This is a genomic window from Acinetobacter sp., assembly GCF_041919735.1.
In the GTDB taxonomy this organism is placed as follows: Bacteria; Pseudomonadota; Gammaproteobacteria; order Pseudomonadales; family Moraxellaceae; genus Acinetobacter.
Genome location: NZ_JAYRTF010000002.1, coordinates 89,247 through 116,134 on the forward strand (window position 1 = coordinate 89,247; position 26,888 = coordinate 116,134).

General features: G+C 47.1%; 25 protein-coding genes, 5 tRNA genes, 1 other RNA gene and 1 riboswitch. Of the genes, 12 read left to right on the forward strand and 19 right to left on the reverse strand.

Going from position 1 to position 26,888, the window contains the following annotated elements; all coding sequences use genetic code 11:
- The first annotated feature begins 41 nt into the window (after positions 1-41).
- Positions 42-548 carry a DUF1289 domain-containing protein gene (locus ACE3T3_RS01520; RefSeq protein WP_374663385.1) on the forward strand — a complete coding sequence of 169 codons (507 nt, stop codon included), beginning with the start codon at positions 42-44 and terminating at the stop codon, positions 546-548.
- Positions 549-593: 45 nt separating this feature from the next.
- Positions 594-1,205, forward strand: a complete 612-nt coding sequence (locus ACE3T3_RS01525) for a LysE family translocator (protein ID WP_374663387.1) — start codon at positions 594-596, stop codon at positions 1,203-1,205.
- A gap of 160 nt (positions 1,206-1,365) precedes the next feature.
- On the opposite strand, the gene ribB is transcribed toward ACE3T3_RS01525, so the two are convergent.
- Positions 1,366-2,025, reverse strand: coding sequence for a 3,4-dihydroxy-2-butanone-4-phosphate synthase (gene ribB / locus ACE3T3_RS01530; protein WP_374663389.1), 660 nt, complete (start codon positions 2,023-2,025; stop codon positions 1,366-1,368).
- 104 nt (positions 2,026-2,129) lie between these two features.
- Positions 2,130-2,286, reverse strand: a riboswitch (FMN riboswitch).
- Positions 2,287-2,445: 159 nt separating this feature from the next.
- On the opposite strand from ribB, the gene ACE3T3_RS01535 reads away from it, so the two are divergent.
- Positions 2,446-4,284, forward strand: a complete 1,839-nt coding sequence (locus ACE3T3_RS01535) for a DUF2157 domain-containing protein (RefSeq protein ID WP_374663391.1) — start codon at positions 2,446-2,448, stop codon at positions 4,282-4,284.
- A gap of 20 nt (positions 4,285-4,304) precedes the next feature.
- On the forward strand, positions 4,305-4,901 hold the full coding sequence (locus tag ACE3T3_RS01540) for a GDYXXLXY domain-containing protein (RefSeq protein ID WP_374663639.1): 597 nt from the start codon (positions 4,305-4,307) through the stop codon (positions 4,899-4,901).
- Between the two features lie 149 nt (positions 4,902-5,050).
- On the opposite strand, the gene panD is transcribed toward ACE3T3_RS01540, so the two are convergent.
- From panD to ACE3T3_RS01595, 11 genes are all read right to left on the reverse strand, one after another.
- Positions 5,051-5,431 carry an aspartate 1-decarboxylase gene (panD, locus tag ACE3T3_RS01545; protein WP_067668515.1) on the reverse strand — a complete coding sequence of 127 codons (381 nt, stop codon included), beginning with the start codon at positions 5,429-5,431 and terminating at the stop codon, positions 5,051-5,053.
- A 144-nt stretch (positions 5,432-5,575) separates the two neighbouring features.
- On the reverse strand, positions 5,576-6,157 hold the full coding sequence (gene pth, locus ACE3T3_RS01550; RefSeq protein ID WP_374663393.1) for an aminoacyl-tRNA hydrolase: 582 nt from the start codon (positions 6,155-6,157) through the stop codon (positions 5,576-5,578).
- Between the two features lie 19 nt (positions 6,158-6,176).
- A complete protein-coding gene (gene rplY, locus ACE3T3_RS01555; protein ID WP_374663395.1) occupies positions 6,177-6,473 on the reverse strand; it encodes a 50S ribosomal protein L25 in 297 nt (98 codons plus the stop codon).
- Positions 6,474-6,573: 100 nt separating this feature from the next.
- Entirely contained in the window at positions 6,574-7,527 is a 954-nt protein-coding gene (locus ACE3T3_RS01560; RefSeq protein ID WP_374663397.1) for a ribose-phosphate pyrophosphokinase, read from the reverse strand.
- A 36-nt stretch (positions 7,528-7,563) separates the two neighbouring features.
- Positions 7,564-7,638: transfer RNA gene (locus tag ACE3T3_RS01565), tRNA-Gln, on the reverse strand.
- 91 nt (positions 7,639-7,729) lie between these two features.
- Positions 7,730-7,804: transfer RNA gene (locus tag ACE3T3_RS01570), tRNA-Gln, on the reverse strand.
- 21 nt (positions 7,805-7,825) lie between these two features.
- Positions 7,826-7,900 (reverse strand) — tRNA-Gln (locus ACE3T3_RS01575).
- A 32-nt stretch (positions 7,901-7,932) separates the two neighbouring features.
- Positions 7,933-8,007: transfer RNA gene (locus ACE3T3_RS01580), tRNA-Gln, on the reverse strand.
- Between the two features lies 1 nt (position 8,008).
- Positions 8,009-8,836 carry a 4-(cytidine 5'-diphospho)-2-C-methyl-D-erythritol kinase gene (gene ispE, locus ACE3T3_RS01585; RefSeq protein ID WP_374663399.1) on the reverse strand — a complete coding sequence of 276 codons (828 nt, stop codon included), beginning with the start codon at positions 8,834-8,836 and terminating at the stop codon, positions 8,009-8,011.
- A 23-nt stretch (positions 8,837-8,859) separates the two neighbouring features.
- Positions 8,860-9,441, reverse strand: a complete 582-nt coding sequence (gene lolB, locus ACE3T3_RS01590) for a lipoprotein insertase outer membrane protein LolB (protein WP_374663401.1) — start codon at positions 9,439-9,441, stop codon at positions 8,860-8,862.
- A 9-nt stretch (positions 9,442-9,450) separates the two neighbouring features.
- Positions 9,451-11,163 (reverse strand): tetratricopeptide repeat protein, encoded by a 1,713-nt coding sequence (locus ACE3T3_RS01595; RefSeq protein ID WP_374663403.1) that lies wholly within the window; start codon positions 11,161-11,163, stop codon positions 9,451-9,453.
- A gap of 78 nt (positions 11,164-11,241) precedes the next feature.
- Between ACE3T3_RS01595 and hemA the strand changes: the two genes are divergently transcribed.
- Positions 11,242-12,525, forward strand: a complete 1,284-nt coding sequence (gene hemA / locus ACE3T3_RS01600) for a glutamyl-tRNA reductase (RefSeq protein ID WP_374663405.1) — start codon at positions 11,242-11,244, stop codon at positions 12,523-12,525.
- 167 nt (positions 12,526-12,692) lie between these two features.
- Here hemA and ACE3T3_RS01605 read toward each other — a convergent pair whose 3' ends face one another.
- The gene (locus ACE3T3_RS01605) at positions 12,693-14,624 is read right to left on the reverse strand and encodes a DNA primase (protein WP_374663407.1); all 1,932 of its coding nucleotides are present in this window, start codon (positions 14,622-14,624) and stop codon (positions 12,693-12,695) included.
- A 214-nt stretch (positions 14,625-14,838) separates the two neighbouring features.
- On the reverse strand, positions 14,839-15,843 hold the full coding sequence (locus ACE3T3_RS01610) for an outer membrane protein assembly factor BamD (RefSeq protein ID WP_374663409.1): 1,005 nt from the start codon (positions 15,841-15,843) through the stop codon (positions 14,839-14,841).
- A 71-nt stretch (positions 15,844-15,914) separates the two neighbouring features.
- On the opposite strand from ACE3T3_RS01610, the gene rluD reads away from it, so the two are divergent.
- From rluD to ACE3T3_RS01625, 3 genes are all read left to right on the forward strand, one after another.
- A complete protein-coding gene (gene rluD / locus ACE3T3_RS01615) occupies positions 15,915-16,967 on the forward strand; it encodes a 23S rRNA pseudouridine(1911/1915/1917) synthase RluD (RefSeq protein ID WP_374663411.1) in 1,053 nt (350 codons plus the stop codon).
- A gap of 132 nt (positions 16,968-17,099) precedes the next feature.
- Entirely contained in the window at positions 17,100-17,840 is a 741-nt protein-coding gene (pgeF, locus tag ACE3T3_RS01620) for a peptidoglycan editing factor PgeF (protein WP_374663413.1), read from the forward strand.
- Between the two features lie 40 nt (positions 17,841-17,880).
- Entirely contained in the window at positions 17,881-18,444 is a 564-nt protein-coding gene (locus ACE3T3_RS01625; protein ID WP_374663415.1) for a flavodoxin family protein, read from the forward strand.
- Positions 18,445-18,741: 297 nt separating this feature from the next.
- Here ACE3T3_RS01625 and smpB read toward each other — a convergent pair whose 3' ends face one another.
- The gene (gene smpB / locus ACE3T3_RS01630; RefSeq protein ID WP_374663417.1) at positions 18,742-19,215 is read right to left on the reverse strand and encodes an SsrA-binding protein SmpB; all 474 of its coding nucleotides are present in this window, start codon (positions 19,213-19,215) and stop codon (positions 18,742-18,744) included.
- Positions 19,216-19,352: 137 nt separating this feature from the next.
- On the opposite strand from smpB, the gene coaD reads away from it, so the two are divergent.
- The 4 genes from coaD to ACE3T3_RS01650 all read left to right on the forward strand — a co-directional run bounded on the left by coaD (position 19,353) and on the right by ACE3T3_RS01650 (position 20,663).
- Positions 19,353-19,844, forward strand: coding sequence for a pantetheine-phosphate adenylyltransferase (coaD, locus tag ACE3T3_RS01635; RefSeq protein ID WP_374663418.1), 492 nt, complete (start codon positions 19,353-19,355; stop codon positions 19,842-19,844).
- A 1-nt stretch (position 19,845) separates the two neighbouring features.
- Positions 19,846-20,109 carry a YfhL family 4Fe-4S dicluster ferredoxin gene (locus tag ACE3T3_RS01640; protein ID WP_374663420.1) on the forward strand — a complete coding sequence of 88 codons (264 nt, stop codon included), beginning with the start codon at positions 19,846-19,848 and terminating at the stop codon, positions 20,107-20,109.
- Between the two features lie 26 nt (positions 20,110-20,135).
- An RNA gene (rnpB, locus tag ACE3T3_RS01645) (RNase P RNA component class A) lies at positions 20,136-20,513 on the forward strand.
- Between the two features lie 73 nt (positions 20,514-20,586).
- Positions 20,587-20,663 (forward strand) — tRNA-Met (locus tag ACE3T3_RS01650).
- Positions 20,664-21,287: 624 nt separating this feature from the next.
- Here the strand turns inward: ACE3T3_RS01650 and ACE3T3_RS01655 are convergent.
- From ACE3T3_RS01655 to carB, 4 genes are all read right to left on the reverse strand, one after another.
- Positions 21,288-21,917 (reverse strand): CatB-related O-acetyltransferase, encoded by a 630-nt coding sequence (locus ACE3T3_RS01655; RefSeq protein ID WP_374663422.1) that lies wholly within the window; start codon positions 21,915-21,917, stop codon positions 21,288-21,290.
- Between the two features lie 57 nt (positions 21,918-21,974).
- Positions 21,975-22,847, reverse strand: a complete 873-nt coding sequence (locus ACE3T3_RS01660; protein WP_374663641.1) for a class I SAM-dependent methyltransferase — start codon at positions 22,845-22,847, stop codon at positions 21,975-21,977.
- Positions 22,848-23,064: 217 nt separating this feature from the next.
- The gene (gene greA, locus ACE3T3_RS01665) at positions 23,065-23,541 is read right to left on the reverse strand and encodes a transcription elongation factor GreA (RefSeq protein ID WP_374663424.1); all 477 of its coding nucleotides are present in this window, start codon (positions 23,539-23,541) and stop codon (positions 23,065-23,067) included.
- A 106-nt stretch (positions 23,542-23,647) separates the two neighbouring features.
- On the reverse strand, positions 23,648-26,878 hold the full coding sequence (carB, locus tag ACE3T3_RS01670) for a carbamoyl-phosphate synthase large subunit (RefSeq protein ID WP_374663426.1): 3,231 nt from the start codon (positions 26,876-26,878) through the stop codon (positions 23,648-23,650).
- Between the last annotated feature and the right edge of the window lie 10 nt (positions 26,879-26,888).

Consider the following 26,888-nt stretch of genomic DNA (forward strand, 5'->3'; position numbering starts at 1 on the left):
CTTGACCAGCCGGAAAAATGCCGGCAGTGCAAATTTTATGAATGTTATGGGAGCTTGCATTGACTACGGATCGCCGGATTGCCTCATTAACCCCTTGTGCGGGACGCTGTTCGACGGTATTTGGTGATTCAGTCTGCCGCGGCTGCCGCCGATTTAATCATGAAGTGATTAAATGGAATACTTATACGGCTGAACAGCAAAGCGCCGTTTGGCATCGGCTGGATGCGCAGCTGGATCAGATTTTGGTGCCGCTGCTGCCGCTGGCGGATCTTCGCCATGTCGAAGGTTTTGTGCTGTCTAAGCGTGTGCGGCTGCGCCCAGATGCGACGCGTGGGCGCAAACTGTACCATGCTTTGAAATTATGCGAAAAAAACCGCCATTTTACCGATGAGAGCGGATTAGGCATCCACTATAAGCAGGTGCGCCCACTGTGGGAAGAGTTTGAGCGGCGCGTCTTGGCGCTGGCGACGGCCAGCTATGACTTGGCCTTTTTACGGGCAGACGGCATCAGTCTTCATTTGCTGCAGCAGATGGAAGAAGAGGACTGAGTCCTCTTTTTTTATGGATGTTTAGAATAGAGAAGGGGGTAGAAGGTGAATTTTGCGGAATATTTTTTATATTGCGCGGCTGTTGTGGTGATGATTGCGACACCGGGGCCAGTCATGCTGCTGGTGGCAAGCGCAGGCCTGCAAGGCGGATATAAGCGTGCGCTGCAAACAATTTTTGGAACCAATTTTGCTTCATTGATTCTTATTGTGCTTTCCGTGCTGATTTTAAAAGGCGCGCTGAATATTAATGAGCACTGGCTGAATGGCATTAAGCTGCTGGGCTGTCTGTATATCGCTTATATTGGTTTTGATATTCTGAAAGATGCTCTCACAAGTTCCTCCAGTGAAAATACGATGACGCTGAGCGCAGCATCGGGCGGTTTTAAGAAAGGTTTTTTGGTCGGGATCTCCAATCCTAAAGATATTATTTTCTTCGCTTCATTTTTCCCGCAATTTACCGGCATTACTGCCGGTTTAAATTTCAGTTTAATGGTGCTGACGCTCAGCTGGATCATCTTGGATTTTGCCACTTTGAGTGTGGTTTATCTGTCATTCAGCCGCTTAGCCAAATCTGCCTGCTATCCAAAGCTGCTGGTCGCGTGCGGAGTGATTTTGATTGCTGTCGCGCTCTATGGCATTTACGAGGTTTGGTTTTGATCGAGCGCTGGCTTTTGAAAGGTGCTAATCACCTTAAAAATCGGCTGCCTGCTGATGGCAAGAATGCTGGAATCATCAAGCTTGGATTCATTAGCTGCATGTGCACATAAAAGAAAAAAGCCCAGCGCGCGAGCTGGGCTTTATATGCTGAAGCTGAAGATTAAATTTGATGCGCAAGGCGGTATTGCGCAATTTCATCAATAGTAATCAATGTTAAATGATGCGTTTGCGCATAGGACAGGACTTGCACGCCAGAAGCCATCGTGCCGTCTGGATTGGTTACTTCACACAGCACGCCTGCAGGTTTTAAGCCTGCTAAACGGGCAAGGTCGATACTGCCTTCGGTATGGCCGCGGCGGGTCAGCACACCGCCATCCCGGGCGCGTAAAGGAAACACATGTCCCGGACGGTTTAAGTCACTGGCAGCAGCGCCGTCTTTAATCGCGGCCTGAATGGTGGTGGTGCGGTCTTTGGCGGAAACGCCTGTGGTGACGCCTTCAGCCGCTTCAATAGTGACGGTGAATGCGGTTTTAAACTGGCTTGAATTGTCTGCGACCATCGGCGGCAAGTCTAAATGGTCAGCCAGCGCATTGGTCAGGGTGAGGCAAACGATGCCTGAGCCGTCACGAATCATGCGTGCCATGGTTTCGACATTTAAAGTTTCGGCTGCGACAATCAGGTCAGCTTCATTTTCGCGGTCAAAATCATCCATGACCAAAACAGGTTTGCCTTGGCGCATATCTTCCAGCGCCTGTGCAATGCGCTGCTCGAATGGCGGAAGGGCAGAAAAGAAAATTTCGGGTTGAATTAAACTGGACATTGAAACGCTCTCGTAAGTTTTCAGATACGGTTGAACATTTCAGGACGTGTGAAATAGTGTGGCGTTACGCAATAGCTTGAAAAGATCAAGCTATGAATATGTGACGTCGTCTTCTTTCATCCGGACTATACCGTCGGCTTTGGTTTCTCACCAAATCTGCGAATTGCAAAGCGCAATAGGCTCGTGGGCTGATTCAGTCATAACGATTAATTAGGCTGAACTTACCACCGGTGGGGAATTGCACCCCGCCCTGAAGCGATGTGCAATCAGTATAGACCTGTTTTCATGCTGATGGGCAATTATGGCTTGGGAATCTCAGCAAAATTTCAGATAAGCCATGCAGATGATTGGATTTGTAAGCGGTTTTATAAAAAAGTGAAAAGCATGCTATTTTGCCGATAAATCGACAATGAAACCATAATGATAAAAATGACAGAATCTGGTTCAGCGAAGCAGCAGTATTTAAAGCGCCGCAACGAATTTTCCCCGCGTTTATTTCACAATGTGCAATTCATTCGGTATTTGCAAGTGATTGGCCTTGCGCTGATTGCAGCAAGTTTTTTGTATTTGATTGCCGCCAATTGGCTGATGATTCCTAAATTGATTCAGCTGCTGATCCCGATGCTGATGCTGTTATGCAGCGCCATCGGCAGTATGTATTTTTCAGGCAAGCAATGGATACAGCAAAGTCTGGATGCTGTCAGCGGCCTGATGCTGGGCTTAAGCCTTGCAGTGATCGGGCAGGTCTACCAAACGGGTGCGGACAGTTATTTGCTGTTTCTGGTCTGGGCTGTGCTGCTTTTGCCTTGGCTGTATCGGCCGAATATCGGTGTGTTTGCGCTGTTCTGCATCGTCAGCCAGCTGGCTTTATGGATGTATTTTAAACAAAGCTATTTAATGCCAGATCATCAGCTGATGTATTTGCTCTGCATGAATGCGCTGACCGCCGTTTGCGTGACCCTTTGCCTCAAATATTATCCAGCTTTGCGTTTTGTTTTTATCGTTTTGATCAGTTGCATATCGATCTATTGCATGCTGCTGTTCTGCGGTTATAGCGCAGAGCAGTATGACTGGCCGTATTTGCCGCTTTCGATCGCGCTGCCGCTGTATCTCATCGCTTATTTTTATCTGCAGCATCGCGCACTGGATACCAGTTTGCAGGCGGCAGGGCTGGCGGCAAGCATCAGCATTCTGATTTTCCAGTTTGCAGCACATGCGCTGTCCGATTCGGTGGGCGGCTTGCTGGTTTTAGCGCTGCTGATTTTTGCATGGTTTGCGGCAATCAGCGCGCTATTGATGAAGTTTTTGCCGCAAACTAAATTTACCGTGATTCCTTTGGCAATAGGGGCATGGCTGGCGGGGATTATCTTATCGTCTCTATTGCTGACCTTTTGGAAGTCATTTTCCATTGCCATGGGTGCGGTCTTTGTAGCTTTGGCTTGGTGGATGATCCGCCGTTCTATCAGTGCATTCAGCAGGCAGTTTGCTTACTGTTTGTGGATCTGCGGTCAAACGGCGGTATTGGCTCATACCCAAATTTTGACTGATAGTTTTACGCTGATTCTCTTTCTGCAAATAGGCTTCACACTGCTGTGCCTCTTGAGCCGAATGCATTGGTTTATTATTTTGATTCAGCTGATCGCCTGCTATGGTCTCAGCATTGCGGCGATAGGGCTGGGCGAATTTTTCCGCGCTGAAGACGGCTTAATTTTAGCTGTGATGGGCTTGAATTATAGTGTTCTGATTGCGCTGCTATGCGCAGCGCCGTATTGGCAGTCAACGATTTACCGCAAAACGGCTGCGCTTTGGCTGCTGTTCATTATTTTGGCCAGTGTGCTGCTGAAAACATTGTCGAGCGGCTTTATTTATGTAGATCATACGCAGCATGCCGCCATGCGTTCAGTCATTGCTTATGCGCTTCCGCTGCTTTGGCTTGGGCTTTATATTGGCATTGGGCGGCAGCATTCAGGCTTAGAAAAATGGCTGTTTTTGGCGCTGGGCATTGCGCTGATCGCCATGGGTTATTTTGAGATTTTTCTGCTGCTGGTGCTACTGTCTTGGTCTGTTGCCTATCCGCAGAATCTCGTTAAAGCGCTCAGCATTGTCTTATTGATCTTCAGCTTATGGATGCTGTATTACAATTTGGGGCTGAGTTTTCTGCTGAAGAGCTTCAGTATTTTGATTTCCGGGGTTTTACTGTTGGCTATCGCCTGGATGCTGTCAGTGATGCCGGTTCAAATAGCAGGGGAAAAATCATGAAAATAATCATAAAAACAATCATGAAAAAAAGCATGCCCCTGGTTTTTGCGGTGCTGAGCATTGCATTCTTTATTGTGCTGATTGCACAGCATGAGCGGCATTTGTCGAACAGCGCCAGCATATATGTCCGGCTTAAGCCTGTGGACCCGCGCTCCATGATGCAAGGCGATTATATGGCGCTGAATTATCATCTGTATTTTGGCGGCGTACCGCCTGCAATGGCATTTACCGAGGAGCACATTGCTGAGCATGCGGATTCGGAAAATCTGAAGCGTGAAGGTTTTCTTAATCAGCAGCGCGTTATGAGCTATGTACAGCTTGATGCACAGCGCCGCGTGATTCGAACCAGTTTTAACGCGGATTTATTGATGGCTTATCCAAACGCATCCGCCAGATTGATGTTAAAAAATCCTGAAAATACTTTTGAGGGCTTATATCCAGCCGCGCGCAGTTTTTTATTTGCTGAAGGTTTAGAGCCATGTTACCGCAATGCGCAATTTGCAGAACTGAAAGTGCAGGAGAATGGCCAGCCTTTATTGGTGGGGTTGGTGGGGGAGCAATTGCAGCCGCTGAATTGCGAGCAGCAGCAGGCGTGGTGGAAAGGGCCGCACAGTTAATCGACCGGCTGCGCTTTCGCATTTGCTGATTAGTGTGCTTTTGCTGCTTGGAGATGTGGCTTGATAATGGACTGGCCGAACAGGTGATTTATCCCATAAAAAAGCCCGCGAATATGCAGGCTTTTTAGAATCTGGAGATGCTTAAAAGATTAAGCCACTTGAACTGGAATGCAGTTTGCTGTGTGATTCACGGTATTGTTTGGATTCGCATAGACTAAACGCGGTTTATGCGCATTGGCTTCTGCTTCAGTGAAATCGCCGAATGTGGCGATAATCATTAAATCGCCAACATCTGCCTGCAGCGCAGCGCCGCCATTGACAGAGATAATGCCTGAGCCCTCTTCACCGCGGATCGCATAAGTGGTGAAGCGCTTACCGTTAGTCACATTCCACATATGAATTTCTTCATATTCACGGATGCCGGCTAAATCCAATAAAATGCCGTCAATTGCACAAGAGCCTTCATAATGCAATTCTGCTTGCGTTACTACACAGCGGTGAATTTTAGCTTTTAATAAACGAGATAGCATGGCTAGCGTCTCCTTAGTGGGACCTAAGATATTAATCTTGCGGTTGAATCAATCTGGACTTGCTGGATCAGCAATCAGGCCAGCGCATTTTGCCTTTAAAACGGCAGCATGGCAAGCAGCATTGTTCAACAATTTATTGACTTATCAGTTTGCTTTGTAAGCATTGATTTGATTCATGGCTGCCTGCACTTCACCGTCAACCAGCAAGTTGATGCGGCTTAAAGCGTGGTGAATGGCATTGTCCATTAAATCTTGTTCGCTGCTTGGCGCTTTGCTTAAAACATGTCCTGAGACACGTTCTTTAGAACCAGGATGGCCAATTCCAATGCGCAGGCGATGGAAGTTTGGACCGGTATGAGGAACGATGTCGCGCAAACCATTATGACCGCCGTGACCGCCGCCAGTTTTCAGGCGGATTACACCGGGATTCATGTCCAGTTCGTCGTGTGCAATGAGCATTGCTTCTGGAGCAATGTTGTAGAATTTGGCGAAGGGAACAACACTTTTACCGGAAAGGTTCATAAAGGTTGTCGGCAACAGCAGACGTACGTCTTGGCCTTCGATATTGCCGCGGCCGCTGATTCCATTGAATTTCGGATCAGCTTTCAAGTTGATGCCATATTGTTCTGCAAGGCGTTCTACGAACCAGAAGCCTGCATTATGGCGGGTTTGGGCATACTCTTTACCAGGGTTGCCCAAACCGACAATCAGTGAAATATTAGACACTAATTACACCAATAAACACTTACGCGCGAACGAAGTCAGCGTGCATAGGCGTGTTTTTAGCTGGGTGACGCTGTAACGCTTTGATTTTAACGCTTTCAGTTTTGTCGCCAACTTTGATTTCTACAACTTCTTCAAAGAAAGCATTGCTTTCTAATGCTTTAACAAGTTGACGAAGTTCTAAAGTTACAGCTACAGGTTCAGCAGCGCCACCATAGATGATTGCTGGAACTTTGTTTTGCAGACGAAGGCGGCGGCTCGAACCTTTCCCTTGAACTGCTTCTTCACGTGCTGCTGCGTCTAATACGAAGTTTGCCATGATAGACATCCTATTTTAAGTTTTGATTGAGCTGAACTTTCGACCAGTTCAGCGATAGAAAACCCTGCCAAAAGCAGGGTTTTGAAAATTCAGCGCTATATTATAGATAAGAATCGAACATTGCGCTAATAGATTCTTCGTTGTTAATACGACGAATTGTTTCAGCAACCATGCTTGCTACTGAAACTTGGCGAATCTTGCCAAGAGCTAGAGCTTCTTCTGAAAGCGGAATTGTGTCGGTAACAACCAATTCGTCGATTACAGAATTTTTCAAGTTTTCTAATGCTTTACCAGAAAGTACTGGGTGAGTTGCATAAGCAACGACACGGCGCGCACCAAAAGTTTTCAGTGCATCAGCAGCTTTGCAGAGTGTACCTGCGGTATCAACCATGTCATCTACAATTACGCAGTCACGGCCTTTCACATCGCCAATCAAATGCATCACTTGTGATTCATTTGCTTTTTGACGGCGCTTATCGATGATCGCAAGATCGATATCACCCATTTGCTTCGCAACAGCGCGTGCACGGACAACACCGCCAACGTCAGGAGAAACAACCATCAGGTTGTCATGTGACTGTTGACGCAAGTCAGCAAGCAAGGCTGGAGTACCGTAGATGTTGTCTACTGGAATATCGAAGAAACCTTGGATTTGGTCGGCATGAAGGTCAATCATCACGACGCGGTCAATACCTACAGTAGTCAGCATATCTGCAACCACTTTAGCGGTAATTGGCACACGGCTCGAACGCGGACGACGGTCTTGACGAGCATAGCCGAAGTAAGGAATGACGGCAGTGATACGGCCAGCACTTGCGCGGCGAAGCGCGTCTGCCATAACTAAGATTTCCATCAGGTTATCATTCGTTGGGGCACAAGTAGGCTGTACGATAAATACGTCTTTACCACGGACATTCTCAGTGATTTCTACAGCAATTTCACCATCAGAAAAGGTTGAAACGGCAGCAGCACCTAGTGGAATATGTAAGTGGCTAACGACTTTTTGAGCGAATTGTGGATGCGCGGTTCCACTAAAAACGACAAGATTGGGCATGAAGCACCCTTGGCGGTTGAAATGTATGGAAATAGATGGCAGGGGCGGCTGGATTCGAACCAACGGATGCCGAGATCAAAACCCGGTGCCTTACCACTTGGCGACGCCCCTAATGCGGCAGAACTTTAATGTTTTTGAGCTGTTTTGTCAAGGTGATTTAACAGGCTAGCCACAAAAGAATGTTCTGTCTTTTTTGAGAAAATGGCAGGGGCGGCTGGATTCGAACCAACGGATGCCGAGATCAAAACCCGGTGCCTTACCACTTGGCGACGCCCCTAAATTGATGTGTTGTATTAAATGGCAGGGGCGGCTGGATTCGAACCAACGGATGCCGAGATCAAAACCCGGTGCCTTACCACTTGGCGACGCCCCTTTAATACAACTTACATCTACAGGTGAATTTGATGGCAGGGGCGGCTGGATTCGAACCAACGGATGCCGAGATCAAAACCCGGTGCCTTACCACTTGGCGACGCCCCTATCAAACTTCGAAATGACGCAATGGCGATTCTGCTAAACTGCTGACCAAGTAAGATTTACAAGGCGCGTTTTTCAGAATGTCATTTACATTCATATTCTCTGTTACCTCAGCAAAAACACAAGCACCTGTACCTGTAAGCTTGGCTGTACCGAACTGATCTAAGTACTGCATTGCTTCGTCCACTTCCGGGTATAAGCTTCTTGCCACTGGCTCAAAGTTATTTCCAAAACTAAACGGCGTTAGCTGATAGGCGCAAAATTTAGTAGGCTTCGTGTCTCTTGTCAATGTTTTTTGCGAAAAAAGCAGTTGAGTGCTGATAAAACAATCAGGTTTTAGCACAATGTACTGTTTTTGATCTAAGTCTATGAATGTTAAGTGTTCGCCAATGCCCTCTGCCCACGCGTTGCGGCCATGCACAAAAATAGGCACATCGGCGCCCAGCTTGAGGCCCAGCGCAGCCAGCTGTTCAGTATTTAAACCGCATTGCCACAATTGATTCAGCACAATCAGGGCTGTGGCGGCATTGGATGAGCCGCCGCCGAGGCCTGCGCCCATAGGAATATTTTTTTCAACCCGGATATTCAGGCCTGTGGGCTGCTTGGCATGCGGCAGCAGTATTTGCGCGGCCCGGTAGATCAGATTTTGCTCTACATTGACGGATTCCAGCCCATCAATGCAAATTTCTTTGGATGCAATGGGGCTGAATTCCAGCCAATCGCATAAATCAATCAGCTGAAAAATGCTTTGCAGTTCATGGTAACCGTCTGCACGGCGCCCAGTAATATGCAAGAACAAGTTAAGTTTGGCAGGAGAGGGAACTCGGATCATAGCAATATCAGTTTAAATTAGACTTAGCGGTTTTGAATGACCATTGTAATACGGTTTTCTTTACCCGTTTCAAGCGCTTGCTTCAAAATCAGTTTATTCGGCAAAGCGGCGCTGTCCGCATAGCTTAAATCGACTTGCCAGCCGTCTTCCTGAATCTGCGCAATCCGGCCGCTGTCATCTTTGTTCAGCTGCGCCTGCCGGGTTGCGGGTTTTGCCTGCACCCATTTCACTAAATGGGTAATCGGCGCTTGCCAGCCGGTTGCGCGCTCCAGCAGCTCTTCAGGCGTTGCTGCGCTGATTAAACCGGTTTTTGCGCTGTTTAGCGTGACCTCACCGGGCTTGCCGCTGATTTGTGTTTTGCCCACACCCAAAATGCCGCTGAGCTCGATATCAAACTCATCTTCTTCCTGCACCCAAGTGAAGAACGCGCTGCCGGACTGCTGCAGTGTGCGCACCCCGATTTTGCCTTGCAGGCTGAATTGATCCGGCGCTTCCAGCACGTGGGCTGGTGGCTGTTCTGAGGGCTGGATGTATTGCTGGCAGCCGGTCAGGGCAACAGTGCTGAACGCCAGAATAGACAGGCAGAATTTTGACAAGGTATGCATAAGCAGGGCTTAACTCTTTTTGATTTGCTGGGGTAACAATAGCGTATTTAATTGATCTAATTGAGGATCATTCGGGTGCTTTTGTTTGAGTTGTTGTAACACTTGGCTAAATTCTGCAATGTTGCCTTGCATGTAAATCGAGCGGGCATAACGCACGCCGATTTTAACGCTGCCGCTGAGTTCATAGGCCTTTTTCAGCACGGCTGCAGACGTGGCAAAATCGTTCTGTAAATAACAGATATAGCCCAGTGTATCCAAAATAGAGGCTTGTTCCGGTGCGAACTCTAAGGCATGTTCTACAAATCTGCGCGCATCATCCAGCCGCCGGTTTTGCAGCGCCAGTGTATAGGCATAGGCATTTAAATAGGTTGGGCTGTTGGGTTCAATCGACAGCAGCTTGGTCAGCAGTTTATCCAGTTTGTCGCGGTCTTGATAAGGATCCAGAATCAGCACTTCTGCATAGATCAGTTCAGGGTCATCCGGCAGATTTTTAATGGCTTCATCCAAAAGGCGCATCGCGGCCTTTTTGTTGTTCATGCGCTTTAAAATATCGGCCTGCGCAAGGTATAAAAAACTGGCGTGCTGCGGATAATTCACCCGTTCCTGCGTTAAAAAGCGCAAGGCATCATGCAGTTTGTCCTGCTGAGTGAAAATATTCACCATGCTGCGGCGCGAGACGGTATAGAGGCTGCCATCCACCAGGCGGTAATAGGCTTTCGCTGTCTCAAAATGCTGTTTCCGTTCAGCATTGACGGCTAAATAGTAATAGGCTTCATTTTGATACTGTGCAGAATAGCGCAAACCCACCAGATACTTTTCCGCTTTTTCGTACTGTTCTAAGTCAATGCTGGTGAGACCGCCAAGAAACAGCGCTTCTTCGGCTTTGGGCCATTTTTTAATGATCTCTTCCAGCTTTTGCAGCGCCAGTTCCGACTCATTGATTTTGACTAAATATTTGGCTTCGGCGAGCCGCACATCTAAATTGCTGCGGTGCTTGCGGCTGGATTTATCATACCATTGGCGCGCGGCTTCTTCATCGCCCAGCGCAATCAGCAAATTGGCTTTCATTAAGATATAGCCGGTGGTCTTCGGGCGCTTTTTTAATGCGGAATTAATGGTCTTCAGCGCGTCAGTCAGCTGGCCATTTTGCGCTTCAAGCCCGGCAATCAGCACCAAAATAGACGGATTGCGGCTTTCTTTGCTGGCCCGCAGCGCGCCAATCAAAAATTCGCGGTCATCTGCGGATTCCGGCGCAATGCCTGCTAAAATTTCTTCTAAATCCGCATTAGGATCAATATTTAAAATCTTATCTAAGGTTTCTGCCGCCAGATCATATTCATGGGTTTTTAAAGCAATATGCGACAAATAAAATAGCGCAGGAACATCTTCAGGCTCTTGGACCACCCAATGCGTGGCAATGTCTAAAGCCGCCTGCAAATCATTTTGCTCTAAAGCGATATTCAGCGCGCGCTGCTTGACTGCAGTGGAATTGCTTTTAATAGCGAGAACAGTATAGTTGTGCAATGCGGTGGGGATATCATCATAAGCAAGTGCAAACTCTGCAATCATGCTTTGTTTTATGGCATCATAATTTGAATTGGCGTGGTAAACTTCTCCAAATGCTCGTACTTGAGCACTGGAAGCCATGCTACCGACCAGCAAGAATGTGGTAGAATACTGCTTTATTGTCGCGCCGCTGAGCCGGCTATTTGTTTGACGCAATTTTTCTTGATCCAAGTAATGCTTTTTATGACACCGATGTTGCACAATAGCATAAATTTAGCGAAATGATGATCTGATATGTCTTTCTTTGCATTGGGTGTCAACCATCAAACCGCTTCTGTAGAACTGCGTGAGAAAATCGCATTTAACCCGGAAAAGTTAAGTGCGCTGCTGGCGCAGCAAAGTCATGCCGATTTTTTGAATGATATGGTTGTGGTGTCTACCTGCAACCGTACTGAAGTTTATGCGATGTCTGAAAATGCAGACATGGTATTGAACTGGCTCGCCCAAGCAAATCAGATTGATGTCAAACAGCTGTCCAATCATGTGTACCGCTATGAAAATGCGCAGGCCGTGACGCATTTGATGCGTGTTGCCAGCGGCCTGGATTCGCTCATGCTGGGCGAGCCGCAAATTTTAGGGCAGGTGAAGACTGCACTGTCCTTGGCCAAGGATGCCGAAACGGTGTCTAGCAGCCTGAATAAAATTTTTGAATATGCCTTTTATGCCGCCAAGCGCGTGCGCTCGGAAACGGCCGTCGGCAGCCATGCGGTGTCGATGGGCTATGCGGTGGCGCAGCTGGCCTTACAGGTGTTCAGCAAGCCGGAACAGCTAACGGTGATGATTGTCGCTGCGGGAGAAATGAACAGCTTGGTGGCCAAGTATCTGGCTGAAATGGGGGTCGGCAAAATTATCATTTGCAACCGTACCCGCGCCCGGGCCGAGGCATTAGCGCAGGAAATCGCGCACCGTGTTGAAGTGGAAATCATTGATTTTGATCAGCTGGCGGATAATTTGCACCGCGCTGATGTGATTTCCAGCTGTACCGGCAGCCTGCATCAGGTCATTTATTTCAAAGATGTCAAAGCGGCGCTCAAAAAACGCCGCTACAAACAAATGCTCATGGTCGATTTGGCTGTGCCGCGCGATATCGAAGCGAAAGTCGAAAGCTTGGATGGCGTGTATTTATATGGCGTGGATGACCTGCAAAGCGTGATTGATGAAAACCTTGCGCAGCGCCGCCAAGCCGCGGTTGAAGCGGAAGTGATGGTCAATCAGCTGGCGACAGAACTGATTACTCAGCAAAAAGTGAATTTGGCTGGCGCGACGATTCAAGTCTACCGTGATCAGGGTGAAAGCTTAAGGCAGGAAGAACTGGCGCAGGCTTTGGCGCGTTTGCAAAAAGGGGCGCCTGCAGAGCAGGTGCTGCAGGAACTTTCCTACCGTTTGACCAATAAGCTGCTGCATCCGACTTCAATTGCGCTGCGCCATGCTGCTACGGCTGAGGATCCCGCGTATTTTGAAATGCTGGAGCAGGATCTGGCTGCAACCGCAGAAAAACGCCGCAAGCCGAAGCATTAACAGGGCAACCGTCTAAAAAATTTCAGCTGGTGTCTTTTTGCAGGCAGCTGATTCAAGCTTTAAACTAAAAAGTATTAAGTCAAAAAGCTTTAAGTTCAAACATGTGAATGCGCTGCTGCATTTCAGCTGTTTTCTTCTTTAACAATCAAATCGCTTTCTGGTCTGGATTACTCATCCAGCAGGGTCAGCGATCTTTTTTTGCCGATCTCATAAATTTTCTGCTTCAAGTTGCGCATTTCAGCAAGGCTGGAAAACTTCTTGGATTTCAGCTTCTGCTGCAAATATTCGTACTGCAGTTTGGTGGAGAAATCGGCGGCCAATTTATCAGCCTGCTCTGGAGATGAGGTATAGTCGCTGATATTGGCGTTTTCTAAAATGGTTTGCAATTCATGATGATACGCTGAGCATGCGCCTAACACATAATAGCGCGACAGTTCAGGATCATCCGGCAAATCATCAAAAATCACATTGAAAATATTCAGAATATTGAACAGCAGCAGATCGGATGAGATGATTGCGCGCAGCGGTTCAAAATGAATATACAGATAAGGGTGATTGATCAAAATCGCAATCACATATTCTTCGGCATCAATTTTGGTGCTGAAGCTGAGTGAAGCATCATTATTGACCTGCCGCTGCCACTTGCGGCTGAAACCGAGTTTTTCACGGAAATATTGCTGCAGCAGATAGCGGTAAGAGCCTTTAGGCGGCAGCAGTTCGGTCAGCTGGCGCAATTCGGCCATGACTTGGCTTTTGCCTTCCGGCGTAGTGATGTCAAAATTCTGCGTCAAATGCGCAAAGACAAATTCAGACAGCAGCGGCGCAGTGTCCAGCAGGCGCCTAAAATTTTCAATGCCTTCGCGGCGGATCAAAGAATCAGGGTCGTGATCATTCGGCAGCACAAAGAATTTTAGCTCACGGCCGTCATTCAGCAGCGGCAGGGCAATTTCCAAGGTTCGGCGCGCCGCTTTTTGCCCCGCGGCATCGCCGTCAAAGGCAATGGTAATGCGGTTGTTCTGCTTGAATAAAATATTTAAATGTTCGGTGTTGCTCGCCGTTCCCAGCGTCGCCACTGCACCTGCAATGCCGTACTGCTGCAGGGCGATCACATCCATATAGCCTTCCACCATCAGCCAGTCATTGGCTTTTTGCTTGCGGCCCTCGTAGAGGCCATACAGCAGCTGGTTTTTATGGAAGACTTCAGAATCGGGCGAGTTGATGTACTTGGGTTTGACTTCATCATTCAGCGCGCGCCCGCCAAAACCGACCACACGGCCTTTGGCGTCACGGATCGGGAAAATCACCCGGTCACGCAGCAGGTCAAAGTCGCGGCCGCTGTCGCTGGTGCGGATTAAGCCCAGCAGCTTTAAGCCCTCAATATCTTGCGGAAAGGCTTTTTCTAAATGCTGCCAGTCTTCCGGCGCATAGCCTAAACGCCAGTAGGCGATGGTTTCTGCGGACAGTCCGCGCTGCTTGAAATACTGCTGCGCTGTACGGCTGGCCGGCAGCTGATGTTCATAAAACTGGGCGATATTTTCCAGCAGGTCATAGAGGTTGCCGTCTGGCTGCGCCTGTTCAAATGCTGCAGGCTGATCAAAAGCCGCAAAAGGATCATTGCCGTAAAAGGCCTCATCCTGCTGCTGAAACTCTGCAAAGGGGTCGTGGTCAAAAGCCGGCGCGGCATCATTGGATACGGTCTTTGCCGCGGTTTTTTGGGCTTCTGGCGCTGCGGGCTGCGCTGCCGGAGCAGGCGCCTGAGCTTTGGGCGCTTCGCGTTTGTATTTTAATTTATTGGAATCAAAATTATCTTTCGGCAGCTCAATGCCAGTTTGACTCGACAGGTCTTTCATCACTTCGATGAAATTGCGGCTGCCGATATCCATTAAAAAGCGGATGGCGTTGCCGTTGGCCTGACAGCCGAAGCAGTGAAAGTACTGCTTATCGCGGTAAACGTGAAAAGAAGGGGACTTTTCCTGATGAAAGGGGCAGCAGCCGGAGTAGGTTCGCCCAGTCTTTTTTAATTTCACAAACTGACCAATCACATCGACAATATCGGTGCGGTCTAAAATTTGATCAATGGTGTGCTGAGGAATCGCCATGCTGTTATTTCAATGCGCCTTAAAAGCTGATGGAAAAAGAAAGCCCTGCTTGTGCAGTTCAGGTTTGATGCCTTGAAGCATCGGACAGACATCTGCTTTGTCTGTTGTATCCTTTTTGATCATGCGGATCAAGCGTGAAAACGCCTGAAGCTGAAATGACAAAGGGCAAGTATGATAACTTGCCCTTTGCGAAAAATCATCTGAATCGGCGGATTTATTCAGCGGCGTCAGATTCAGCCGGCTGAGGGATATCAGCGGCTTCCGCTTTTGGACGGTCCAGCAGGCCAAAAGACAGGCGGTTGGTTAAGCTGCGTTTTTCTTCGCTGCCGGCATTTTTCACTTCATCCTGTTCAGAATGCGTGCTGCCGCCCTTGCCGAATACGCCTAGAGTTGCACGGTTCCAGAAGCTGCCTTCACTGCGCGCTGCACGCATGTTGACAGAGCCGTCAGACTTCACTAGCTCTGGATAGTTCAGTTTCAGCACATCCACGTATTGCTGCGAAGTTTGTTTATCGCCCAGCTTGTCATAGCCATAGGCCACAGTGGCCAGCGCTTCTGGAATTTGCGGGGTTTGCGGATAATGCTCAATCACCCATAAAGAGCGCTCAACCGCTGCTAAATAGGCTTTGCGCTTAATGTTGAAGCGCGCAGCGTTCATTTCGCTTTCAGCCAATTCCTGACCGATAAACTTCATGCGCTGTGCGGCATCGACCGCATATTCACTGGATGGGTAGCGGCGGATAAAGTCCACGAAGTTCTGATACGCGATTTTGAGATAGCTGACATCACGGTGCGACTGCTTCAGCGAGGTATAGCGGATCAGGCCGTCATAGTTTTGTTCCATGTTCGCGACACCGCGGACATAGTAAGCATAATCGACATTCGGATGCTGCGGGTTCAGGCGGATAAAACGCTCTGCCAAAGTGATAGCCGCTTCATAATCTTTTTGCTGAAATTTTACATACAGCAGTTCCAGCTGTGCCTGCGTTGCATAGCTGCCTGTTGGGTAATAAGTTTCCAGCGCTTCTAAATGCTTGGCGGCGTCAGTATATTGATGACGGTCCAGCGCTTTTTTTGCTTTTTCAATGTAAACCTGTTCGCTGGATTGCGGACCAGTATCAACCACATCTTTTTTTGGATTGCTGCTGCAGCCTGCCATTGCTGCCGCAACGCCAAGGGTTAGAGCAAGCATTGTCTTTTTATAATGTGGTAGCGACATAAAAATTCCTCTGTTAATACTGGCAATGAGCTACAATTGCACTATTAAACCACTTTTGCCTGAATGATCAAATGACTCAAGCACAATCTTCTAATTCCGATATCCCTGAAACTGACTTCAATTTGCTTGAAGATTCTGAGGATGCAGATAACCATACTTCAGACGCAACTGCAACACGTTTATCGTTGCAATTTCAATTGGATGACAGCTTTTTTGGACAGCGCATCGACCAAGTGGCCGCAGCGGTTTGGCCTGATTTTTCACGCGAAAAACTCAAGCAGTGGCTGAAAGAAGGCCATTTGTTAGTGAATGGTAACAGCGTGAAGCCAAAGTATAAATCTGAGGGAGATGAGCTGCTGACACTGGAAGTTGAGCTGGAAGCGCAAACCCGCAGCCAGCCGGAAGACATTCCTTTAGACATCGTGTATGAAGATGACGACATTATCGTGATCAATAAGCCGGTCGGCATGGTTGTGCATCCGGGCGCAGGCAATGCGACGGGTACGCTGGTCAATGCGCTGCTGCATCATTATCCTAAATCGGTTGAACTGACCCGTGCGGGCTTGGTGCACCGGATCGATAAAGACACCTCGGGCCTGCTGGTTGTTGCGAAAAACTTAGAGGCGCAGTTCTCTTTGAGCAAGCAGCTGGCAAAGAAATCAGTCTACCGTATTTATGATTTGGTGGCGTATGGCGCGATTATTGCCGGCGGCACCATTGATGAGCCGATTAAGCGCCATCCGGTCGACCGCATCAAAATGGCGATTCTGCCGGGCGGTAAAGAAGCGGTTACCCATTACAATGTGAAAGAGCGTTTTCAGCATTTCACCCGCATTCAAGCGCGCCTGGAGACAGGCCGCACCCATCAGATCCGTGTGCATTTCAGCTACATCGGCCACGGCTTAGTCGGCGATCCAGTCTATATGAACCGTGTGCGCGTGCCGGCGGGCGCATCTCCGCTATTGGCGGAAACCTTGCGTGCATTTAAGCGCCAGGCGCTGCATGCCGCGAAACTGGGCTTGGTGCATCCGCGCAGCGGCGAAGAAATGATGTTTGAAGCGCCGTGGCCGGAAGACTTCACTCATTTGGTGGACGTGCTGCGTACAGAAAACAAAGCTTACTAAGCCGAAACGGATGCCGGCCTGAATCGAACAAGGGCCGGTGCCGCTGCTGTTTTAGGGGCTGATTGCGTCTATCGATAGATCTGGCTCACGGCAAAACGATCAGCTTTCATCATCATACATAAGGAAATTGACATGCAATTTGTTCAAGGGCTGCCAAAAGGCGTATTTGCAGGCCAGACCCGCGTACAGCACGATAAGGCGCTGCCGTCAGACATCGCTGAATTGGCAGGCTTTAACTTGGCTTTGCATGTCGATGATGATCCGCAGCGCGTGCAGCGCCACCGCATGACGCTGCTGCAGGAGTTTTCCGAGCATGGGGTGAATAAAATCACCTGGATGACGCAAACCCACAGCACGATTTGCCGCACCATCAATGCGGAAATGTCTTTTGATGCGCTTGAAGGTGATGGCCTAGTCACGCAAACGGCTGGCCATGCCTTAATGATGATGACTGCCGACTGCCTGCCTGTGGTCTTGGGCAATGCTGAAGGCACAGAAGTAGCGAATCTGCATGCAGGCTGGCGCGGTTTAGCCGGCGGTATTATTGAAAACACTATTGCTGAAATGCAAAGCCCGCCCGCTTGGGCATGGCTGGGGGCGGCAATTTGCCAGGAGAATTTTGAAATTGGCGCTGAGGTGAAACAGGTGTTTTGCTCAAAATATCCAGAGCTGGACAGCGCTTTTAAGGCGGGTGTGAAAGAAGGCAAGTTCTATGCGGATTTATATGCCATTGCCCGCTATATTCTGACGCTGCATGGAGTGAAAACCATTTTAGGCGGTGATCAGTGCTCTTATCAGCAGCAGGATGATTATTATTCTTACCGCCGTGAAGCGAAAACCGGCCGCATGGCAACATTCGTGTTTATAGCATGAAAATGCTAAACTTGAGCGAATCTGTAGACTTTTGATTATTATGTCTTTAACTGCATCTGTATTGGCTAAATCTATCGCCATTGTTTATCACAGCCCTTATGGCCATACCGCCAAAGTCGCTTCATGTATTGCGCAGGGCGCAGCCCAAACGGGTGCGGCTGTGCATAGCATGAACATTGAACAAGTGGATTGGGATATTTTAGACCAAGCGGATGCTATTGTTTTTGGCTGTCCCACCTATATGGGCAATCTAACTTCCGGCTTAAAACAGTTCATGGAGCAGTCGTCGAAACGCTGGCTGGCGCGGGCATGGCAGGGCAAGCTGGCCGCGGGCTTTACCAATGGCGGCGGTTTGAGCGGTGATAAGCTGGCGGTGCTGCAGCAGATTAATTTATTCGCCATGCAGCATGGCATGCTGTGGTCGGGTTTGCCTATCATGCCGACTGGCCGCGGCATTGATGACTTAAACCGCATGTCGAGCTTTTTGGGCCTCATGACGCAGTCGGACAATGCGCCTGTTGAAGTTACGCCGCCCAAAGGTGATTTGGAAACTGCGCTTTGGTTTGGTGAATATTTAGGACTGCTGTTAAATAAATTCAAATAATGGATTGTTTTATTATTTATAGATAAAACAATGAAAAGCCAAGAGAAACTTATCTTCTTTTGGCTTTTTTTATTACTGAATCTGTTTAATTCAGGTCAGCTGCCTTGATGCGGAAAAATCAAATTTTGGGCAATCAGGAAGTAAAATCAAACTGCTTTGGCGGATTGAGGATTTGTTCATCTGATTGTCTGAGCAATGATCTGCGCACTGTCTATGCGCCGTGCTGGCCTAACTTGATGAGCCAAAAAATAACAGCCTCCAATGGGAGGCTGTGATCTTTTTGATGGATAGTGCATTTTATTTATGCATAATCCGCGCTTTATCACGCTGCCAGTCACGGTCTTTTTCAGTTGCACGCTTATCATGCAGCTGCTTGCCTTTCACCAGCGCAATTTCCAGTTTGGCTAAACGGCCTTTCCAGTAGCAGGCCAAAGGTACGCAGGCATAGCCTTTTTGATTGACCGCACCGAGTAATTTGTCAATTTCGCGCTTGCTCAGCAGCAGTTTGCGTGTGCGGCGCGCTTCAGGAACAATATGCGTAGAGGCGCTTAACAGCGGCTGCACTTGCGCGCCAAATAAAAAAGCTTCACCGTTTTTGAAGGTGATATAGCTTTCAGTTAAAGTCATACGGCCCGCGCGCAAAGACTTCACTTCCCAGCCTTGCAGCGAAAGTCCGGCTTCAAATTTCTCTTCAATGAAATAATCATGGCGTGCGCGTTTGTTCTGCGCGATGGTGCCAGTGTTATTTTTTTTAACAACTACTTTCGTCATAATCAGAAACTTCCAAAGTTAGGACTATTGTACCCGAACTTGCATCTAGATGAACTTTTTAAATTGATGGAGTTTCTTCACCCAAAAACAAGATTTTGCTAAAATAGGGCTCTACCAAACCAACTGAGTACAAATGGATGTCTCAAACTCGCGTAATTTATCCGGGCACATTCGATCCAATTACCAATGGCCACATTGATTTAGTGACACGCGCATCGCGCATGTTTGATGAAGTGGTGGTTGCAATTGCTATAGGACATCATAAAAATCCATTATTTAGTCTGGAAGAACGTGTAGAGCTGGCAAAAGAGTCTTTAAGCCATTTGAACAACGTAGAGTTTGTAGGTTTTGACGGCCTGCTGGTCAATTTCTTTCATGAACAGAATGCGACTGCTGTCCTGCGCGGATTGCGCGCCGTGTCTGATTTTGAATATGAATTTCAGCTAGCGAATATGAACCGCCAGCTGGATCCGCATTTTGAAGCAGTATTTTTAACGCCGTCAGAGCAATATTCTTTTATTTCATCCACACTGGTGCGTGAAATTGCGCGTTTGAAAGGCGACGTCACCAAGTTTGTTCCGGCAAACGTGGAAGCCGCATTTAAACGCAAATTCCAACAAGGCGAGTAGCGTGTCTTTATATATCACTGATGAATGCATCAATTGCGATGTTTGCGAACCTGTATGTCCGAATGAGGCGATTTTTCTGGGTGAGGTCATTTATGAAATCAATCCAGACTTATGTACAGAGTGCGTCGGGCATCACGATAAACCGCAGTGCCAATTGTTCTGCCCAGTCGACTGCATCCCGCTGGATCCGAACCATGCCGAGACGCAGGAAGAGCTGCAATTGAAGTATGAAAAACTGACTGCTCAAAAAACATCAAGCAATTAGTTTGAAATTTTGCTAAGATGCGCCCCGAAGTGAGCCAGACGATCGCTGCTGTGGAGATCTCCGTGATTGAAACAGGGGAGGAAAGTCCGGGCTTCATAGGGCAAGGTGCCAGGTAACGCCTGGGCGGCATGAGCCGACGGAAAGTGCAGCAGAGAGTAGACCGCCTTCATTATGGTTCTAAGCAATTAGAATCGGAGGTAAGGGTGAAAGGGTGCGGTAAGAGCGCACCGCGTGTCTGGCAACAGTTCACGGCATGGTAAACCCCACCGGAAGCAAGACCAAATAGGGATCCTTTAGGCATGGCCCATGCTGGATCCGGGTAGGTCGCTTGAGCGCATGAGTGATTGTGCGCCTAGAGGAATGATCGTCCTCGACAGAACCCGGCTTATCGGCTCACTTCACTAAATTTTGATCAATTAAGCGCATTAGGTACTTGACGTACTTTGGATAAAACCACATAATGCGCGCACTGTTTACGGCTATGTAGCTCAGTTGGTTAGAGCACCGCACTCATAATGCGGGGGTCACAAGTTCAAGTCTCGTCATAGCCACCATTTTTATAGACCACGTTCCAAAACGTGGTCTTTTTTTGTCTGCAGGTTTTGCAACTTGGTGAGTTGACTAAAATTTTCTGTTCAGATAGCTTGTGTTTAAATTATTAATGTCGGACTTTTTAGCTTTTATTCTTAACTTAAGTGGAAATCGTTGTATCCAACAAGCTGAAAATAATCTGAGATATTAGTCATGCCCAAACTGTTCACGAGTTTGGAGGATACCTAAAATTTGGGGCAGGAATCCGCTTAATCGAAAGCTAGGTTCAGAATAGTGAAAGACGCTTATCCAAGAGAAAGCTAACAATAGATATAAAATAGTAATTTAGGTTCAGAAAGCCAATTCATAACTAATTTAATTTTACGGGTCAGAGCTATTAGATACCTTGTGTTTATTTATATGATTTGCTTATAAATAGATTTCTTTCATAAATTGATTTTTAAACAGTATTTAATTCACAATGGAAATTCCCTCTCCTTTTTAAGGAGAGGGTTAGGGTGAGGATTTTATTAAAAAACTCCCTCATCCTAACCTTCTCCCAAAGGGAGAAGGAACTTTTAATATTAATTTCATTGCCACTTGATGATCACTTCTTGATTTATGAAAGAAATATAATATTTGGAATTTTAAAGAGTTTTAGTTTGAAAATATTGAACTAATTTATCGACATCCTCCGTCTGCAACTGTTCCCGCATCTTTAAAAACTGCTTTTCATTCATCTCATAGAGTTTAAGTGAAAGCAGTTTTTTGATATCTTCCTCAGAAAAGCGGTATTTAATAATTTTTGCAGGAACACCGCCCACTACAGCATAAGGCGGCACATCTTTGGTCACTACAGCGCCTGTAGCCACCACAGCACCTTCGCCAAGCGTCACACCTTGCATAATCATGGCGCGTGAACCAATCCAGCAGCCATCGCCAATGATAGTATCGCCAGCAGGCACAAAACTGCGTGTATCGAACGGAAAAGCCGAAATCCAGTCTGTACGATGGAGTTGGTTGCCACCCATCATAATCACACATTCAGCGCCAAAACAGACGAAATTGCCGATATAGAGCTGATCAATGGGTTTCTCTGCGGTTGCAGGCTTATCATGCAAATAACGCACCACACAGCGCTCAAAGCCTTGATCCCAATAGGCCGAATAATATGAATAATTGCCCTTAATGTGAATATTCGGATTCTTCACAGTTTTGGAGATGAACTCAAATTCACACCAATGATTCACAGGAGAATTAATCAATTTTTCAGACATACAATTTACAAGGGCTGGACATGCACAGCGCTATTTTATATGACTTGATGCAAAAGTCTAAGCCGTAATTAAATGCAGCAAATGCGTGGCCTGAGTATGCTGAATGCCGTCCACACGCTGATGAAAATAACGCTGCGTAATCTCTTGGCCAGAAAGATCATCGATGATCTGATACCCCATGCGCTGCACGGTATCATGCAATTGCCAGGTATTGAACGCGCCAATAATCGGCTCACTCAGCAGATGGGTGAATTGGGAGACGGCAAAAGTGCCTAGGCGTTCAATCCCTGTTAAATCTTGATAATGAATCGAATAGTCCAGCACCAGCTCGCTTTTTGCGGCGGCTAGGATGGCAATGTCCTGCAGGGTATTTAAGGTGGTTTGCGGACTGAGATAATGCGTGGTGCCCAGCCAAGAAAAAAAGCCGGCTTGGCCTGAATCATAGTGGCTGCGCTGCAGTGCATCACTGAGCTGTTCTTGTTCAAAATCAATTGGTACAAATTCCACATTGTCTGGAATATCGCCTAATTGACTTAATATCTTGATTTTTAAAGCCTGCGTATCTGGGTGATCCACTTCATAAATTTTAATCTGACTGTACTGTTTCGCTAAACGCAAGGTAAATGAATCAAGCCCGGCGCCGATCAAAACATATTGATGGATGCCTTTTTGAATCGCCTGTTTCAATAAATCTTCAGCAAAGCGGGAGCGCGCAACCACTTGCGCCGTCAGCAGGCCGAAAGCGTGATTCGCAATTTTTGAGTTTAAGCTTTTAATTAAGAAGCGGTTTGATAGCACGGCCTGCCAAGCTGGACTGGTCATGTGCAATGCATAAGGATCAGAAAAAACCGGATTATTGGCATACAGATAGTGATTGGCGCGAATTGCAGCAGCAGCTTGCGCAGTTCGGCTGGCGCGGCCTATTTTCATCATTCATCTCAAATTTGTTGTTATATGGATGAAAACTCTAATGCAATGCGCTGAATATGCAATGATGTTTTAGCCCCATCTATATTGATACTTATGGTCAATGCATGTGCAGCTTTAAAAATTAGATATTTCCAGTTTCAGATACCTGCAGCAGGGGAATTTCAAGGCAATAAAAAACCCCTCAACAGAGGGGCTTAACAGTAACTATCTTTATGAATTAAAGATAAGCAACTTTTACAATTTCATATTCCACTTCGCCTTGCGGAGTGGTAATTTTGGCGTCTTCGCCTTCGTTTTTACCCAGCAGGCCGCGCGCAATCGGAGAGTTCACGGAGATTTTATTGATTTTAAAATCTGCTTCGTCATCACCCACGATTTGATAGGTCTTTTGTTCTTCTGTGTCTAGGTTTTCAATAGTGACGGTTACACCGAAAACTACACGGCCAGTTTGCTCCAGCGCTTTAACATCAATCACTTGGCAAGCGCCCAATTTACCTTCGATATCTTGGATACGGCCTTCACAGAAACCTTGCTGCTCGCGCGCAGCGTGGTATTCCGCGTTTTCTTTCAAATCCCCATGTTCACGCGCTTCAGCAATGGCTGCAGTAATGCGTGGACGATCTACACTTTTAAGCTGCTGTAATTCTTTCTCTAGGGCAATTTTGCCTTCGGGAGTCATAGGATAACGTTGCATTGTTGTCCCTCATGTTTGTAAAAAAGAAAAAATCAGTAAAAACCACTGACCTATAAATGAAAAAAAGCCCGCCACCGAGAGGTGGCGGGACTTCTCGGTAACTTAATTAACCTTTAGTAAGGTCTTGCAGACGGTATACATCCATTGGCAATTTAATTGCTAAAGCTTGGCATACTGCATCGGCACCGTTAAGGGTAGTAGTGTAATACACTTTGCCTTGCAGTGCAGAGCGGCGGATCGAGAATGAATCTTCTTGAGCCTGTTTGCCTTCAGTGGTATTGATAATGAGGTGAACTTCGCCATTTTTCAAGCGGTCCACGATATTTGGACGGCCTTCAGTAACTTTATTCACACGTTCACATTCAATACCCGCTTCTTTAATTACATCATAAGTACCGCCAGTCGCGATCACTTTGAAGCCAAGGTCTGTTAACTGTTTCGCAATACCTACAGCGCGCGGCTTGTCAGAATGGCGTACAGATAAGAATGCATGTTTCACTTCGCCTTCAGTTGGCAGGCCTGGTAAACGGTCATTTGAGCCAAGTACAGCTTTATAGAACGCTTCACCAAATGTTTTGCCTACACCCATCACTTCGCCTGTAGATTTCATCTCAGGGCCAAGAATTGGGTCAACACCAGGGAATTTGTTGAATGGGAACACCGCTTCTTTTACAGAGAAGTGCTCAGGAATAATCTCGGTAGTGAATCCTTGAGATTCTAAAGATTGACCCGCCATACAACGTGCAGCAACTTTCGCTAAAGATTCGCCGATACATTTAGAAACGAACGGAACAGTACGTGATGCACGCGGGTTCACTTCTAAGATGTAGACGTCAGTGCCTTTAACCGCAAACTGAACGTTCATCAAACCGATTACGCCAAGCTCTTTCGCCATAGCGATGGTTTGGCGGCGCATTTCGTCCTGAACGTCTTTAGATAAAGAGTAAGGAGGAATTGAACATGCTGAGTCACCTGAGTGAATACCGGCTTGTTCGATGTGCTGCATGATACCGCCGATCACAACGTCTTTACCGTCAGATACGCAGTCCACGTCAACTTCAATCGCATCGTCTAGGAAGTGGTCAAGCAGAACAGGTGCTTCGTTAGACGCTTGAACCGCATCACGTAAGTAGCGTTTTAGTTCGTCATCGTTATAGACGATTTCCATCGCACGACCACCCAGTACGTATGAAGGACGTACCACAAGTGGATAACCAACTTTTGCCGCTTCAGCCATACCTTCTTCAGCAGATTTTACGATGCTGTTGTTTGGTTGACGAAGTTGTAGACGTTGAATCATTTGCTGGAAACGTTCACGGTCTTCTGCACGGTCAATCGCGTCAGGAGATGTCCCGATAATTGGCGCACCCGCTTCTTCTAAAGCACGAGCCAATTTAAGCGGCGTTTGACCGCCGTACTGAACGATAATGCCTTTTGGCTTCTCGATACGAACGATTTCAAGAACATCTTCAAGTGTAATTGGTTCGAAGTACAAACGATCTGATGTATCGTAGTCGGTTGAAACTGTTTCAGGGTTACAGTTCACCATGATGGTTTCATAACCGTCATCACGCATTGCAAGGGCAGCGTGTACACAGCAGTAATCGAACTCGATACCTTGACCAATACGGTTAGGACCGCCACCGATCACCATGATTTTGTCACGGTTCGATGGATTTGCTTCACACTCTTCATCGTAAGTTGAGTACATGTACGCTGTATCAGATTCGAATTCTGCAGCACATGTATCTACACGTTTGTACACTGGGGTTACGCCCAAGTTCCAACGGTGTTTACGGAATTGCTTTTGTGAAATACCCATCAAGTTCGCAATGCGAAGATCCGATAAGCCTTTGCGTTTGAATGAACGGATATTGTCAGCGTTTAAGTCACCAAAACCTAAAGTACGGATTTGCTCTTCAGTTTTAATGATGTCTTCGATTTGGATCAAGAACCAACGGTCAATTTTCGTTGCTTCAAAAACTTCATCCAATGTGAAGCCGTGACGGAATGCATCAGCCACATACCAAATACGCTCTGGACCCGGAACTTTAAGCTCAACTAAGATCTTGTCACGCGCACCTTCAGTACCCACTGCGATTTTTTCATCAAAACCACATGCACCGACTTCAAGACCGCGAAGCGCTTTAGATACAGACTCTTGGAAGTTACGGCCAATCGCCATCACTTCACCCACAGATTTCATCTGTGTAGTTAAAGTTGCATCAGCTTGCGGGAATTTCTCGAAGTTAAAACGAGGAATCTTCGTTACAACGTAGTCAATTGCAGGTTCGAATGACGCAGGAGTTGTACCGCCAGTGATGTCGTTTTTCAACTCATCAAGGGTGTAACCGACAGCCAATTTCGCAGCAATTTTTGCAATCGGGAAACCAGTTGCTTTAGATGCCAGTGCAGATGAGCGAGAAACACGCGGGTTCATCTCGATCACAACCATACGGCCGTCTTTCGGGTTGATACCGAACTGAACGTTTGAACCACCAGTTTCTACACCAATTTCACGCAGTACTGCTAAAGATGCATTACGCAGCAATTGGAATTCTTTGTCTGTCAATGTTTGTGCAGGAGCAACAGTGATTGAGTCACCTGTGTGCACGCCCATTGGGTCAAAGTTTTCAATGGTACATACAATGATACAGTTGTCGTTTTTGTCACGAACAACTTCCATTTCGTACTCTTTCCAACCAATTAAAGATTCATCAATCAATAATTGTTTAGTTGGAGAAAGGTCGAAACCGCGTTCACAGATTTCAATGAATTCTTCTTTGTTGTACGCGATACCACCGCCTGAACCACCCATCGTGAATGATGGACGGATAATGACAGGGAAGCCGAAACGAGCTTGAATTTCAAGTGCGTGTTCCATGCTTTCTGCAACGTCAGCGCGAGGGCATTCAAGACCAATTTTACGCATTGCGATATCGAAAAGTTTACGGTCTTCCGCTTTTTCGATTGCTTCTTTGGTCGCGCCAATCAATTCAACGTTATATTTTTCTAAAATACCGTTGGCATCGAGTGCAAGTGCACAGTTCAATGCAGTTTGACCGCCCATTGTCGGAAGAACTGCGTCTGGGCGTTCTTTCTCAATGATTGCAGCAACAGTTTGCCAAGTGATCGGCTCGATGTAAGTTGCGTCTGCCATTGCAGGGTCAGTCATAATGGTCGCTGGGTTAGAGTTCACCAAAATAACACGGTAGCCTTCTTCACGAAGGGCTTTACATGCTTGAGCACCTGAGTAGTCAAACTCACATGCCTGACCGATCACAATCGGACCAGCACCAATAATTAAGATGCTTTTAATGTCTGTACGTTTAGCCATGATGCTTCCT